This window comes from Massilia agri (genome assembly GCF_024753255.1).
Classification (GTDB): Bacteria; Pseudomonadota; Gammaproteobacteria; order Burkholderiales; family Burkholderiaceae_D; genus Telluria; species Telluria agri.
The window spans coordinates 606,025-620,180 of the sequence record NZ_JANUHA010000001.1 but is presented as its reverse complement, the minus strand read 5'-3'; the positions used below and the strand labels follow the sequence as shown (position 1 = coordinate 620,180).

General features: G+C 67.3%; 10 protein-coding genes. 3 read left to right on the top strand and 7 right to left on the bottom strand.

Going from position 1 to position 14,156, the window contains the following annotated elements; all coding sequences use genetic code 11:
• Positions 1–59: 59 nt before the first annotated feature.
• A complete protein-coding gene (locus tag NX780_RS02855; protein ID WP_258826395.1) occupies positions 60–1,598 on the bottom strand; it encodes a POT-type proton-dependent oligopeptide transporter in 1,539 nt (512 codons plus the stop codon).
• 302 nt (positions 1,599–1,900) lie between these two features.
• Here NX780_RS02855 and NX780_RS02850 point away from each other — a divergent pair, with 302 nt between their 5' ends.
• Both NX780_RS02850 and NX780_RS02845 read left to right on the top strand, forming a co-directional pair.
• Positions 1,901–3,547: an alpha-glucosidase gene (locus tag NX780_RS02850; RefSeq protein WP_258826347.1), complete on the top strand. Its 1,647-nt coding sequence runs from the start codon at positions 1,901–1,903 to the stop codon at positions 3,545–3,547.
• Positions 3,547–5,409 (top strand): glucokinase, encoded by a 1,863-nt coding sequence (locus NX780_RS02845; RefSeq protein WP_258826346.1) that lies wholly within the window; start codon positions 3,547–3,549, stop codon positions 5,407–5,409. Before NX780_RS02850 ends, NX780_RS02845 begins: the two co-directional genes overlap by 1 nt.
• Before the next feature lie 441 nt (positions 5,410–5,850).
• Here NX780_RS02845 and NX780_RS02840 read toward each other — a convergent pair whose 3' ends face one another.
• The 3 genes from NX780_RS02840 to NX780_RS02830 form a co-directional block, all read right to left on the bottom strand.
• On the bottom strand, positions 5,851–6,714 hold the full coding sequence (locus NX780_RS02840; RefSeq protein ID WP_258826345.1) for an alpha/beta fold hydrolase: 864 nt from the start codon (positions 6,712–6,714) through the stop codon (positions 5,851–5,853).
• Positions 6,715–6,847: 133 nt separating this feature from the next.
• Positions 6,848–7,555, bottom strand: a complete 708-nt coding sequence (locus tag NX780_RS02835) for a hypothetical protein (RefSeq protein WP_258826344.1) — start codon at positions 7,553–7,555, stop codon at positions 6,848–6,850.
• Between the two features lie 44 nt (positions 7,556–7,599).
• Positions 7,600–8,493, bottom strand: a complete 894-nt coding sequence (locus NX780_RS02830) for a LysR family transcriptional regulator (protein ID WP_258826343.1) — start codon at positions 8,491–8,493, stop codon at positions 7,600–7,602.
• 166 nt (positions 8,494–8,659) lie between these two features.
• Between NX780_RS02830 and NX780_RS02825 the strand changes: the two genes are divergently transcribed.
• Positions 8,660–9,709, top strand: a complete 1,050-nt coding sequence (locus tag NX780_RS02825; RefSeq protein WP_258826342.1) for an NAD(P)-dependent alcohol dehydrogenase — start codon at positions 8,660–8,662, stop codon at positions 9,707–9,709.
• A gap of 12 nt (positions 9,710–9,721) precedes the next feature.
• On the opposite strand, the gene NX780_RS02820 is transcribed toward NX780_RS02825, so the two are convergent.
• The 3 genes from NX780_RS02820 to NX780_RS02810 form a co-directional block, all read right to left on the bottom strand.
• On the bottom strand, positions 9,722–10,186 hold the full coding sequence (locus tag NX780_RS02820; RefSeq protein WP_258826341.1) for a hypothetical protein: 465 nt from the start codon (positions 10,184–10,186) through the stop codon (positions 9,722–9,724).
• Between the two features lie 72 nt (positions 10,187–10,258).
• Positions 10,259–12,301 carry a S9 family peptidase gene (locus NX780_RS02815; protein WP_258826340.1) on the bottom strand — a complete coding sequence of 681 codons (2,043 nt, stop codon included), beginning with the start codon at positions 12,299–12,301 and terminating at the stop codon, positions 10,259–10,261.
• A 13-nt stretch (positions 12,302–12,314) separates the two neighbouring features.
• Positions 12,315–14,153: a hypothetical protein gene (locus NX780_RS02810; RefSeq protein ID WP_258826339.1), complete on the bottom strand. Its 1,839-nt coding sequence runs from the start codon at positions 14,151–14,153 to the stop codon at positions 12,315–12,317.
• Positions 14,154–14,156: the final 3 nt, after the last annotated feature.

Genomic DNA, 14,156 nt, shown 5'->3' with positions numbered 1-14,156 from the left:
GGGCGGGACCTCCCGCCCACGCTGTCACGCGGCAGCAGCCCCGCCAGTCAGGTAAATAATCAGCCGCGGTAGTGATCGACCATCTTGTAACGCTTGGCGTACAGCCCGAACACCAGGGCCGCCAGCAGCGCGAAGCCGGCGAAGAAGTACATCTGGAAGGCCATCACCCCCACACCGGAGCTTTCGATGTGGGCGATCACGGCCTCGTTCTTCACGCCCGCGTTCACGATCAGCACCCACAGGTTGCCGACGGTGACCGCCAGATACCACAGCGCCATGATCACGCCCTTCATCGAGGCAGGCGCCTGGCTGTAGGCGAATTCGAGACCGGTGGCCGAGACCAGCACCTCGCCCAGCGTCAGGAGGGCATACGGCAGGATCTGCCAGGCGATCGACACCGCGTCGCCCGCGTCCAGCTGCACCTGCAGGTTGCCCACCACGATCCAGGCCAGCGCCGAGAAGGCAATGCCGGCGGTCATGCGGCGCAGGGCGGTCGGGATCAGGCCCACTTTTGTCAGCAGCGGGAACAGCACCAGGTTGTTGAAGGGGATGAGGATCATCACCAGCAGCGGATTGAGCGCCTGCATCTGGGCGGGAATGACGTCGAAGGTCCAGCCGAACAGGTTCACTTCGGTCGACATGGCGTTGGCCTGCACGATCCAGGTCGAAGCCTTCTGGTCGAACAGCGACCAGAAGGGCGTGACCAGGCCGAACACGATCAGGATGCGCAGCACGGCGCGTACGCCGTCCACCGCGATGTCGGGATGGGCGCCGCGGGCGCGCTCGAGCTGCAGCGAGGCGCCGATGCCGATGCCGGCCAGCAGCAGCACGAGGGCGGTGCAGGCGGCGATCACGAAGCCCCAGCTCGGGGTCATGGCCAGCGAGGCGACAGCCGCCGCCGCGGCAAACGCGGCGACGACCAGGCCCGGACGGCCCTTGCCCGCCTGCTGCGCGAACAAGGCGGTGCGCACCACGCGCAGGAAGGAATGCGGGTCGCTCTGGCTTGGGGGCACGTGCACGTACTTCTTCTTGCCGCTCCACAGGACCATGGTGGCAATGAACATCAGGATGCCCGGGATGCCGAAGGCCACCGAGGGGCCGTAGTCGCGCAGGAAGAGCGGCATCAGCAGCGAAGCGAAGAAGGAGCCGAAGTTGATGATCCAGTAGAAGGCGTCGAACACCACCTTCGCCTTGTCCTTGTTCGTCTTGTCGAACTGGTCGCCCACGAACGAGGCCACCAGCGGCTTGATGCCGCCCGAGCCGAAGGCGATCAGGAACAGGCCGAAGTAGAAGCCCTCGACGCTGTGCTCGAAGATGGCGAGGCAGGCGTGGCCGGCGCAGTAGATGAGGCTGAACCAGAAGATGGTGTTGTACTTGCCGAAGAAGCGGTCGGCCAGCCAGCCGCCCAGCAGCGGGAAGAAGTACACGCCCATCATGAAGGTGTGGAACACATGCTTGGCTTCGCTGGCGCGATGTTCCTGGGCCACGAAGAGCAGCAGGGTCGAGATCAGGAAGGGCGTCAGGATGTTGCGCATCCCGTAGAAGCTGAAGCGCTCGCAACCTTCGTTGGCGATGATGTAGGGGATCTGGCGCGGCATGCGGCCTGCGCTTTTGACCTCGGCCGGTGCTGGAGAATTCATGGCGTCCTCGGGAAATCGAAACAGACGCGATCCTATGCCGAGCTCATGGAACTTTGCAATAAAAATATCGCTGTGAAACAAACGAGATACAGAACTTTCGTAGTTTAGCTACTTCGCGTTTCGGGACTCTGGAAGGGAGGATTTTGTAAGTAATTGAATTCAAAGGGTTATGTTTGCAAATTGTCTGATGCTGGGTAATTGTCAACTTTTTCTCGATCCTGTATATTGCCTAGAATTCCACGAACCCTGACGGACCAGCCATGACCCAGATCTCGACCAACCCCGACTGGTGGAAAGAAGCCATCATCTACCAGGTCTACCCGCGCAGCTACCTCGACACCAACGGCGACGGCGTGGGCGACCTGGCCGGCATCACCGAGAAGCTCGACTACATCGCGAGCCTGGGCGTGGACATCGTCTGGCTGTCTCCCTTCTTCAAGTCGCCGATGAAGGACTTCGGCTACGACATCGCCGACTACTGCGACGTCGACCCGCTGTTCGGCACCCTGGCCGACTTCGACAGGCTGATCGCGAAAGCGCACAGCCTGGGCCTGAAGATCATGATCGACCAGGTGATGTCGCACACCGCCGACACCCACCCCTGGTTCGTCGAAAGCCGCAAGAGCCGCGACAATCCGAAGTCAAGCTGGTACGTCTGGGCCGATCCGCTGCCGGACGGCTGCCCGCCGAACAACTGGCTGTCGGTCTTCGGCGGCTCGGCCTGGCAGTGGGACACCCGCCGCAAGCAGTACTACATGCACAACTTCCTCACCAGCCAGCCGCAGCTGAACTTCCACAACCCGGAGGTGCAGCAGGCCCACCTGGATGCGCAGCGCTTCTGGCTCGCACGCGGCGTGGACGGCGTGCGCATGGACGCCTGCGTGTTCCACTTCCATGACCGCCAGCTGCGCAGCAATCCGCCGGCCCTGGTGCGCGACACGTCCACCGTCACGGACGTGAACCCCTACGGCATGCAGGCCCACATCTACGACAAGACCCAGCCGGAGAACGTCGCCTTCCTGCAGCGCGTGCGTGCCCAGCTGAACGAGTTCGGCGCGGTGTCGATCGGCGAAGTCAGCTCGGACGACGCGCTGGCGCAAATGGCCGAGTACACCGAGGGCGGCGACAAGCTGCACATGGCCTACAGCTTCAACCTGCTCACGCCGGAATTCACGGCAGCCCACATCCGCAAGCAGGTCGAGGAATTCAAGGAGCGCGTGAAGGACGGCTGGGCCTCCTGGTCGGTCGGCAACCACGACGCCATCCGCGTGATGACCCGCTGGGGTGGCGCAGCAGGCCAATGCGCGACCCCAAGCCTGGGCAAGCTGGTGCTGGCGATGCAGCTCTCGCTCAAGGGCACGCCCTGCCTCTACCAGGGCGACGAACTGGCGCTGACGGAAGCGGACGTCCCCTTTGAACTCCTGCAGGACCCCTACGGCATCACCTTCTGGCCCGAGTTCAAGGGCCGCGACGGCTGCCGCACCCCGATGCCGTGGACGGGCGAAGCACCGAACGCCGGCTTCACCCGCGGCACGCCCTGGCTGCCGGTGGCCGCGCCGCACCTGGCCGCCAACGTCGAAGCGCAGGACAAGGATCCGGATTCGATGCTGAACTTCCAGCGCCGCTTCATCGCCTGGCGCAAGACCATGCCGCAACTGACCCGCGGCGACATCGACTTCTTCGACGCACCCGAACCGGTGCTGGCCCTGCGTCGTGACGTCGAGGGCATGGACAGCGTGCTGGCCGCCTTCAACCTCAGCAGCGAGCCGGTCAGCTTCGACTGGCCGGCAAGCGGCCAGGCCACGGCGCTGGATGCGCAAGGCCTGCCGGGCGAGGCCGCCGGCGGCCGCGTGAGCCTGCCGCCCTACGGCGCCTGGTTCGGCAGCATCCCGGCGGACACCAAATAATGGGAAGCCAGCAGGAGGCGACCAGCTTCGCGGAGAAGTCCGCGCGCACGGCATTCGCCGACGGACCGCGCCTGCTGGCGGACATCGGCGCGACCCACGCGCGCCTGGCCCTGCAGACGGCGCCCGGCAGCTTCGGCGCCGTGCGCGTGCTCAAGTGCGAGGACTTCGAAGGCATCGTCCCCCTGCTGCGCTACTACCTGCAGGACCACGCCAACCTCAAGCTGCACCATGCGGCGCTCGCGGTGGCCAATCCGATCAGCGGCGACTTCGTCCGCATGACCAACCGCGACTGGCAGTTCTCGACCGACGCCGTGCGCCGCGAGCTGGGCTTGGCCACGCTCCTGATCGTGAACGACTTCACCGCGCTGGCGATGGCGATTCCCGGCTTCGGCGAGAAAGACCTGATGCAGGTGGGGCAGGGTTCGCCTGTGCCGAAGGCCGTGATCGGCGTGCTCGGTCCGGGCACCGGCCTCGGCGTCTCGGGCGTGATCCCGACCGAGGACGGCTTCGTCACCCTCGGCAGCGAAGGCGGCCACGTGAACTTCGCACCCGGCGACGAGCGCGAATTCGCCATCCTGCAGACCGCCTGGCGCGAATGGCAGCACGTGTCGAACGAGCGCCTGATCTCCGGCCCCGGCATGGAAATCATCCACCGGGCGCTGGCCGAACGCAACGGCGTCGATGCGCCGCCGCGAAAGGCGGCCGACATCATCGCCTGCGCGCTCGAGTCGCAGGACCCGCTGTGCCTGGAAGTGCTGGAGTGCTTCTGCGGCATGCTGGGCGCCGCAGCCGCCAACCTGGCGGTGACCCTGGGCGCTTTTGGGGGCATCTTCATCGGCGGCGGCATCGTGCCGCGCATGGGCGAGTGGTTCGCCAGGTCACCGTTTCGCGCACGCTTCGAGGCCAAGGGGCGCTTCACGGATTACATCGCGCAAATCCCGACCTACGTGATCAGCGCGCCCTATCCGGCGCTGCACGGCGTGGCGACCATCCTGGCCGAGCACCTGCGCGGCCGCAGCGGCGCCAACACCCTGATGGAGCGGGTGCAGAACCTGCGCCACAGCTTGAGCCCGGCCGAGCAGCGCGTGGCGGCCCTCGTCATCGAGCAGCCGCGCCTGGTGCTGAACGAGCCGATCGCCGAAATCGCGCGCCTGGCCGACGTCAGCCAGCCGACCGTGATCCGCTTCTGCCGCTCGCTCGGCTTCCAGGGCCTGGCCGAGTTCAAGCTGAAGTTCGCCAGCAGCCTGACCGGAGCGATCCCGGTGCGCCACAGCCAGGTGCGCACCAGCGACAGCACCCATGACCTGTCGGCCAAGGTGATCGACAACACGGTCTCCGCCATCCTGCGCTTCCGCGACCAGCTCGACGTGCGCTCGCTCGACCGGGCCATCGAGCTGGTGAGCCGCGCACGCCGTGTCGAGTTTTTCGCGATGGGGAATTCGCGCGCGGTGGCGCTGGACGGGCAGCACAAATTCTTCCGCTTCCGCATCCCGACCTCGCTGTACGGCGACTCGCACCTGTTCAAGCTGGCGGCGGAACTGCTGCAGCCGGGAGACGTGGTGATCGCCGTGTCGAATTCGGGCAGCATCGCCGAGCTGCTGGAAGCCGTGGACATCGCGCGCCGCGCCGGCGCCGACGTCATCGTGATCAGCAACAGCCAGTCGCCGCTGGCGCGCAAGGCAACCGTGTGCCTGGCAGTGGACCATGCGGAGGACAGCACCAGCTTCCTGTCGATGATCTCGCGCATCCTGCAACTGCTCTTGATCGACATCCTCGCGGTCGGGATTTCGGTCGACGGCCAGCACGGGGAGACCGAAGGCGCCGACCCGCGCCGGCTCCTGATCTCGCACCTGGACAGCTAGGCGTTGTCGACCGTCCTCATTTGGACGGATCCGGAACATGGCCGCTCGATCGGGGCGCCTGGCGAAATAGTCGCGCAGCTTGCGGCCTGCTATCGATCCAATCAATGCGAGTAATGTTTGGGGCCGCTTACTTCCCTGTATGCGCTGAGACGCACCTGGAGGAAAGCCAGGATGACGACAATCCAGATTTCCCAGAAGAGTCCCGGATCGAAGCGGATATCGAAGAGCAAGCCCAGTAGTCCGCGCCCGCCCAGGTAAATGGCTAAAAGAAGATTGGAAGCTTTTAGCTTGATCTTCAGTTCTGCGCCGCAACTTGGGCATTTGGTTCGGCCGTCGAAGGGCGGTGAAAATTGCGCACGCCACGATATGGACAAGTCACGACAATGTGGGCACCGATACATGACGCTTCCTTTCGACAGCAATTAGTGAGTCGATTTACTCCTAGCGTGCGGCCTGCACGCCTTTCTGATCAGCCAGGGCAATCACTTCCCTGACCGCGGCGATCACCAGTTCCGGCTCCTCCAGCTGGATATTGTGGCCGCTCTTCTCCGTTACCACCTGCGAACCCTTGCTGAACTGGCGCAGGAAGTCCGCGTGCAGCGACTTCTTGATCGCCACCGCGTCCGCGGTCTCGAGGAAGAACATCGGCTTCCCGGCCTGCTGCACCGAGGTCAGGACCACGGTTGGCACGTCCGGCAGCTTGCCGGAATAGGGCGGCGCGGCGCCGTCGAGCACCGGCTGCAGCAACGCGAGCTCGGGCTTGAACTTGGGCGGGACGATGGCCGCGAACTGGGCGTCGTCGTCCGCAGCACGCTTGGCATCGAGCTTGCGCAGGGCGGCGTTGAAGCGTTCGTCGCTCGGATCGACCAGCACCAGGCCGGCCACCTGTGTGGGGTGGCGTGCCGCATAGGCGCGCGCCAGCAGGCCGCCGTAGGAGTGGCCGACGAGGATGAAGGGCGGCGCCAGCTTCTGCGCGGCGATCAGCTGTTCGAGCTCGTTGGTGTTCTGCGCGATGGTGCGCGGTTTAGGCCTTGCTTCGGACGTGCCGTGGCCGGCGCGCGAGTAGGTGACGACTCGCGCGTCCTTGGCCAGTTCCGGCGCCACCTTGCGCCAGGCGCTCAGGCCGGTGCCGAAGCCGGATTCGAAGATGACGGTGTAGCGGCCGGCGCCGGCGATGGAAGCTTGTACTGCGTAAGGTTTCGAGCCGACGGCGATCTGCCCGGCAGCGGCAGCGGGGGACTGGGCATGGGCGCTGGCGCAAGCCAGCAGGGCGGCAACGACGAGGGTGCGAACGGCGAGCTTCATGGGACCTTCCGTAGTGGATACCACCTAAGCATAGACGATTCAGATGCCGCAAATTGCGCACTTACTCACATCCTGGTCCCCAGCCGAGGTGGCGGATCGCGTCGGCCAGCGCCAGCGCGCACAGGACCGGCCTTCAGACTAAGTACCGTTTGTAGCTATCGCTGATTGGCTCGGCGATGGAAATCAGATGCTCGAACAAGGCGCGCTCGTCGCCATGGAGGGGATTGTTCAGAATGACGCATTCCATTTCGCAGGGAGGCCAGTAATGATGGTATGCAAGAACAAGATGTTCGTCCCTTATATGAAGCAGTGCCTCCAGCTGGGTCTCATTGCCTTGGGTTGACAGGTAGATGTACCCGGCGATATTCGCAGATTTGACATATCCAGCATCGAGCCATAGAGGCATGCTGTCGCCTGTGCCGGTACCCAGCATCGGCAAACGAAACGCGTAGTCAGGCGCAGCCAGCGCGAGGGTATCGATGAGCGGACTCGCACCATGCACGTCGATCTCGATCGTGAGGCTCGAAGACGCAATATGTCGAACGTACTCGGAGCTTTCTGTTTGTTGGTCGGCTAGTTCTCTGGAAGTGAGATGTGCCGTGCCAGTCACCACGTAGCTCAGGGCGATTTCGCTCGGCTGTTCGATCCAGCCGTTGACGTCCGTATAGGGAGGTCTCCAGATACAGCTGATTGCCTGCCCGTCTTTTACACGATCATTCCTGTCCAGGTACACCCGGCGGCTTTCTCCAGCACGCGGCACGATCCGTGCCAACTCGATGGCATCCGCGCCATAGTCCACCCCCGGGGCAGCGCCCCACAATATCGGCGTATATACTTTCATTGCTTACTCTCTCACTGGTCTTGGCAACGTTGCGGCCATTGTTCTCAGCCCTTGTAGCGGATTGCATCGATCACCAGCGCCAGCGCGCGCGAGGAGTGGCGCCGGCTTGGATAGTAGGCGTGCAGGCCGGGGAAGGGCGGGCACCAGTCGGGCATCACGCTGACGAGGCGGCCGGCGCGGATGTGGTGGCCGACCAGGTCCTCGGTCAGGAAGGCCAGTCCGCAGCCGCTCAGCGCGGCGTTCACCTGCGGGTAGACGGTATTGAAGATCAGCTGGCCGCGCGGGCGGAACTCGATGGCGCGGCCCTCGTGGCCGAGCTCCCATGCATACACGCCGCCGCTGGTGGCCAGGCGCAGGCCGATGCAGTTGTGCTTCATGAGGTCCTGGATCGACGCCGGCACGGGACGGTGCGCGAAATAGGCGGGCGAGCCGACGATCATGGTCGGCATGTCGGGCGTCAGCCGCACCGCCACCATGTCCTTCTCCACCTGGTCACCGAAGCGCACGCCGATGTCGTAGCGCTCCGCGGCGATGTCGACCATGCGGTAGTCCGAGCTCATCTCGAGGTGCAGGTCCGGGTACTGCGGCATGATAGTCGCGAGGCGCGGCCACAGGACGTTGTCGATCACGTTGTCCACCGCCGTGATGCGCACCAGGCCTGCGGGCTTGTCGCCCAGGTCGGAAATCGCCGCGATCTCGGCCTCGATCTCTTCCAGCCGCGGGCCGACGTTCTGCAGCAGGCGCTCGCCGGCCTCGGTGGGCGAGACGCTGCGCGTGGTGCGCGAGAGCAGGCGCACGCCGAGGCGCTCCTCCAGGCCGCGCATGATGTGGCTGAGCGCCGACTGCGTCATGCCCAGCTTGGACGCGGCGCGCGTGAAGCTGCGCTCGCGGGCGATGACGAGGAAGACCAGGATGTCGTTGATGTTGTCGCGTGCCACGTCGCCGTCCCCGATGATGAAGTGGCTATTTTATGACACTGCGCTCCTAATGGAATATGTTATTAATGAGCGAAATTCATAAGGCCATGCAAATTCCGGTCCATTCCCGAGGTCGCTTTGACATTACCATGCAGGCTATCGACAGCAACGCAAGGACCCACGCACCATGACCGTCAAAGCCTACGGCGCCCACGCGGGCGACCGCCCCCTCGAATCCCTGGACATCACCCGCCGCGCGCCGGGACCGCACGACGTGCAGATCGAGATCGCCTTCTGCGGCGTCTGCCACTCCGACCTGCACCAGGTCCGCGGCGAATGGGCCGGCACCCTCTACCCCTGCGTGCCGGGCCACGAGATCGTCGGCACCGTGAGCGCGGTCGGCGCCCACGTCAGCCGCCACAAGGTCGGCGACCTGGTCGGCGTCGGCTGCATGGTCGACAGCTGCCAGGGCTGCGCCGATTGCGAGGCCGGCCTGGAGAACTACTGCGACCACATGGTCGGCACCTACAACGGCCCCACCCGTGACGCCCCCGGCCATACCCTCGGTGGCTACTCCGAGAGCATCGTCGTGCACGAGCGCTATGTGCTGCGCGTGTCCCATGCGCGCGAACAGCTGGCCAGCGTGGCGCCGCTGCTGTGCGCCGGCATCACCACCTGGTCGCCGCTGCGCCACTGGCAGGCCGGCCCCGGCAAGGCCGTGGGCATCGTCGGCATCGGCGGCCTGGGCCACATGGGCATCAAGCTGGCCCGCGCCCTGGGCGCCCACGTGGTGGCCTTCACGACCTCGGAATCGAAACGCCAGGACGCCGAAGCGCTTGGTGCCCATGAAGTCGTGGTCTCGCGTGACCCGGCCGCCATGGCCGCCCAGGCCAAGCGCCTCGACCTGATCGTCAACACGGTGGCCGCGCCGCACGATTTGGACGCCTACCTGAACCTGCTCAAGCGCGACGGCACCATGGTGCTGGTCGGCGCGCCATCCACGCCGCACCCGTCGCCACAGGTCTTCAACCTGATCATGAAGCGCCGCGCCCTGGCCGGCTCGATGATCGGCGGTATCCCGGAAACCCAGGAAATGCTGGACTTCTGCGCCGAACACGGCATCGTCGCCGACATCGAGATGATCCGGGCCGACGAGATCAACGCCGCCTACGAGCGCATGCTGGCGGGCGACGTCAAGTACCGCTTCGTGATCGACAGCGCGACGCTGGCCGCCTGAACCCGGGCCGGATCAGTCGGCGCTCTTGAGGTCGACGCGCTCGATGGTGCGGCGCCATTCCTGCAGGCTCAGGAGCTTGTCGGTCTCCGGGTCTTCGACCAGGATCTCGTCGCCCTGCTGGGACACGAGGAAGCTCTCGCGACGGCGCACGTCGGCGGCGCGGTTCTCCACGAAAGTCAGCTGGTAGTACTTCTTGCCGTTGACTTCGCGCGGGATGGGATCGTCCTCGATCACGGCGCCGTGCGCCCTGCCCTGCGAGCGCTTCTCGATCTGGGCCGACCAGGCCTTCAGCTCGGGGACGGCGAGCAGGGCGTCCATCGCCTGTTCCTTGCTGCGCGCGGGCGCTTCCTTGACGGCGGGAGCGGGAGCGGGCTTGGGCGCTTCGCGCTCGGCGCGCTTGCAGCCCCCGGTCGACACGGCCAGGATCAGGGTGGCCAGCAGGGGGAGGGATGACAGGGAAAGAACACGCTTGGACATGGTTGCCTCGTTGGATGACGAAGGAGTCTACACCGAGCGTGTTTTCGGGGCAAATGCGGCCCCGGTCCCTCCTCAGCCGCCCTTGCGCGGCAGCGCCCCGTCGGCGCGCATGGTGCGCTCGAGGTAGCGCGCCACTTCCGCGTCCGGCGCCCCTGCCGGCGCTCCGCCGAGGTGGCGGTGCAGCATCTGCAGCACCAGGTGCTGCACCGCCCGCCGTACCACCGGGTTGCGCGTGTTGTGGCCCTCGTCCGGGTCGACCAGCAGGCTGACCGGCTTGCCCAGCCCCTGCAGGCGGGCGACATAGTCGACCACGGCCTCCACCTCGACCTTCTCGTCGCGCCCGCCCGCCACCACCAGCAGCGGCACCTTCACATTGGCGGTGTGCAGGGCCGGCGCCGCACGGGCGATCGGACCGAGCTGCGCCGCGTCGCCGGCATCGATGCCGAGCTCGCGCAGCACCTGGCTGAACGGGGCCTCGCCCGGCTTTGCGCCCACCGCGGCAGCCTGGCGCAGGGCGCGGGCCAGGTCGGTCGGGGGCTGGGTTGCGATCCCCGCGCGGAACATGCCGGGTGTGTGGCTGAGCGCCAGCAGGGTCGAATAGCCGCCGAAGGAGCCGCCCATGATGGCGAGACGCTGCGGGTCGCCCACGCCCTGCGCCAGCAGCCAGCGCACGCCGTCGACGATGTCGGCCTGGACCCGGCCATTGCCATAATCCGATCCCGGCGCCAGCATGTAGCGCTGGCCATAGCCGGTCGAACCGCGGAAGTTGGGCTGGAACACCGCGTAGCCGCGGTTCACCAGCAGCTGCACGGTCGGTTCGAAGCTTGCGTTGGCGTGGCTCCAGGGGCCGCCATGCACCGCCGTCACCAGCGGCAGCGTGCGGGCCGGCAGGCCGGGCGGCAAACTCAGGTAGCCATGCACCATCGCGCCGTCGGAAGCCGGAAAGCGCAGCGCGATCTTGTGCGCGAGCTGGCGTTCCGGCAGCGGCTTGCCGCCCGTGTCGACGGCAGCGAGGACGGCGTGGAAGCTGCGCGCCTGCGCATCGTAGAGCCAGTAGCGCGCCTGTTCCAGCCGGGCGCTGCGCTCGGCCAGCAGGCAGGTCCTCGGGGCGCAGGATTCCGGCAGCACGCCGCCCTCGGGAAAGCGGCGCGCGACGTCCTGGGCAAGGCGCTTGCCGGCCGCGTCGATGCCGGCCATGCGCGGCTGCGGCAGCAGCCAGGCCGCCGCCATCGGCTGGCGCTCCTTCGAGGACAGCAGAACGCCGGCCAGGTCGGCCGTCGCCAGCGGATCCTGCAGCACGGTGCGGCGCGCGCCGGATGCCAGCGTCACTTCGACCAAGGCGTCGCGGTCGTCCTGGTGCGCGGTCCGCAGGAACAGGCGCTTCCCGTCCGGCGACAGGCCGACCAGGCCGCACTCGCGGAAGGGCTGGCAACGCGTCACCTCCACCCAGGCGGCGCCGTCGCGGCGCAGGATCAGCTGGCGAAACCGGGCATCCAGGCGGCGGATCACGGCAAGCCGGCCGTCGGCGCCCATGGCGTGGCCGGTGACCATGCCGGGGCCGTCGTACAGGACTTCAGGCGCGCCGTCGGGACCGATGCGCATCAGGCGGCTCTTGCCGCGCGCCGGATCGTCCTCGCGCACGATGGCGTGGCGCGGGCGGGAGGGGTCGACGCCGGAGAAGCCCTGGCTGCGCGCACTGCCTGGCGTCTGGTCGAACACGGCGAGCCTGGCGCTGGCGCCATCTTTCGGCGCGACCGCGGACAGGCCGTCCTTCTGCTCGACGAAGAGCAGGCTGCCGTCGCCCGCCCAGTGGATGCGGGCGCCGGTCTCGAGGCCCAGCAGGCGGCGCGCCGGGCCATTGGCGACAGGCTGGGCATACAGGTAGGCGATGCCGCGCGATTCGACGATGTAGGCGAGATAGGCGCCGTCGGGCGCCAGGCGCACCTCGCGTATCTCGCCTTCCCGATTGAAGGCCTCCAGCGGCAGGAGCGGCGCGCGCGGCAGCGCCGCATTGCGGGCCAGCTCGGCGGCCAGCTGGCCGCCTGGCGCGGCCAGGCCGGCCACGGACGGCACGAGCAGCAGGAGCGCCAGCGCGGCGCGATGAAGAACTCGCATGCTCACTCTCCTGTCAGGCGGCGGCGGGTACCGCGACCGGGCTTGGCGTCGCCGATGCGGCTGGCAGGGCCGGGCGCGCGGCGTGGGGGCGCAGGATCAGCAGGCAGGCCGCGCAGGGAGGTCCCAGCAGCAGGGCGCCGATGGTCCAGGCCAGCCGGCTGCGCGGTGCGGCGTGGCGCAGGCGCCACCAGGCGAAGCCGCCCGAGAGCAGGGCGGCCAGCAGCGCCGCCGCGACGACAGCCGGCGGACGGGCGGGCGCGGGCGCGCCGGGAGCGTCTTCGATGAGGCCGACGTCGAGCAGGCGCTCCGGCAGGGACAGCAGGGCGTGGCAGGCCGGCGACAGCCACCAGGCCTTGTGCTCGAACAGCAGCGGGAGGTCGTGCGCCAGCGCGCGGATGGCGATGGCCTGCGCCCGGCCGTTGGCGTCCACGAACACCAGCTGCTGGCGCGAGCCGGCCTGGCCGTCGACCATGCGGCGCCCGAAATTAAAGGAGAGCAGGGTGCCGTCCAGCAGGCGCGCCACGTCGACACGCGCCAGGTCACGGAAGGGGCCCGGCAGCGCCACGCTGTAGACCTCCTCAAGCGGGGCGCCGGCGTCCAGCGGTTCGCGGTAGGCGATCAGGCGCCGGTTGGTCAGCAGGTACTGCCCCATCCCGATCTCCTTCGTGCGGCCGGTCATGGTTTCGCCGGCGGGCAGGGAGATCAGGGTGCGCAAGCGCCGGGTGTGCATCTCGTGCGCGAACAGGTGATGGCGGGTCACGATGTACTTGCCGTCCATCAGGGGCACCGATTCGAAGGGGCGCAGGTCGCCCATGCCGCCCCGGCCATACCAGCCGCGCGGCGCGTCGGTGTGCATGTCGCGGCCTTCGTACATCATGCGGTCGTGGTTGAAGCTCCAGATGATCTTCAGGTCTCCGTCGCTCCACTGCACCGCATTCGAATTGCCCAGCTCCTGGCGTACCGGGTGCGCGTCATGGGCCGGCAGCACGCCGGCCGCGCCCGACAGGGCGACCTGGCGCCGCCAGTGGGCCGCGCGCGGATCGTTCGATGCCGCCAGCATGCGCTGCAGGTTGGCCGGGCTGTCGCTGCGCACCAGTTCGGTGTAGCCGCCGGCCGGCGGTAGCGCGCGGTTGAGCGGGTGGACGCCGGCCAGCATCTGGCCATACTGGAAGCCGAGCGAACCGCCCCACAGCATCACGAAGTAGCAGCCGAGCAGCAGCGGGATCGCCGCCGCGATCATGCCCGCGCCGCGCGGTGGCGCCGTGCGGTCGGGGGCGAAGGTGCTGTAGGCGAGGGCCGTCATCAGGGCCACGCTGAGGAGCCCGGGCAGCAGGATGGCCGTGCCGGTGGCCATATGGGCCATGAGCAGGAAGGGCACGGCCAGCACCACGCAGGCGGCGCGCCGGCCGCACAGCATCAGGTAGGCGCCGGCCAGCCAGGCATTGGCGGCCGCCAGCACGGAGTAGAGCACGGCCAGGTAGTGGCGCAGGTCGACCGTGCGCCCGGACATCCGGTCGGTGCCGCTTACTGCGAGCAGCATCGGCAGGCCGATCACCAGCACGATCACCGCCAGCGCCGCCAGCGCCAGCGCGGCAAAAATGCGGCCGCGCGGCAGCGGCCTGTGCATCAGCCACAGCCAGCGGCTGCTCTGGCGGTGGCTGCCGAACTGGTAGACCGCCAGGGCCAGCGCGGCCAGGGCGTGGAGCAGGGGGAAGATGGATTGCGGCTGCCAGCGCTGCATGAGCGGCTCGGTGATGCGGGAAGCCAGCACCAGCAGCATCAGGTGCACGAGGATGCCGACGATGGCCAGGTTGCGGAAGCGCCGGCACTCGGCGAAGAAGAGGTCTTTCATGGC

Bases quoted from the DNA above. Each gene is read 5' to 3' on its own strand.
- NX780_RS02835 (WP_258826344.1), bottom strand. From the start codon at position 7,555: ATGAAAGTATATACGCCGATATTGTGGGGCGCTGCCCCGGGGGTGGAC.
- NX780_RS02845 (WP_258826346.1), top strand. From the start codon at position 3,547: ATGGGAAGCCAGCAGGAGGCGACCAGCTTCGCGGAGAAGTCCGCGCGC.
- NX780_RS02810 (WP_258826339.1), bottom strand. From the start codon at position 14,153: ATGAAAGACCTCTTCTTCGCCGAGTGCCGGCGCTTCCGCAACCTGGCC.
- NX780_RS02850 (WP_258826347.1), top strand. From the start codon at position 1,901: ATGACCCAGATCTCGACCAACCCCGACTGGTGGAAAGAAGCCATCATC.
- NX780_RS02855 (WP_258826395.1), bottom strand. From the start codon at position 1,598: ATGCCGCGCCAGATCCCCTACATCATCGCCAACGAAGGTTGCGAGCGC.
- NX780_RS02825 (WP_258826342.1), top strand. From the start codon at position 8,660: ATGACCGTCAAAGCCTACGGCGCCCACGCGGGCGACCGCCCCCTCGAA.
- NX780_RS02815 (WP_258826340.1), bottom strand. From the start codon at position 12,301: ATGCGAGTTCTTCATCGCGCCGCGCTGGCGCTCCTGCTGCTCGTGCCG.
- NX780_RS02840 (WP_258826345.1), bottom strand. From the start codon at position 6,714: ATGAAGCTCGCCGTTCGCACCCTCGTCGTTGCCGCCCTGCTGGCTTGC.
- NX780_RS02820 (WP_258826341.1), bottom strand. From the start codon at position 10,186: ATGTCCAAGCGTGTTCTTTCCCTGTCATCCCTCCCCCTGCTGGCCACC.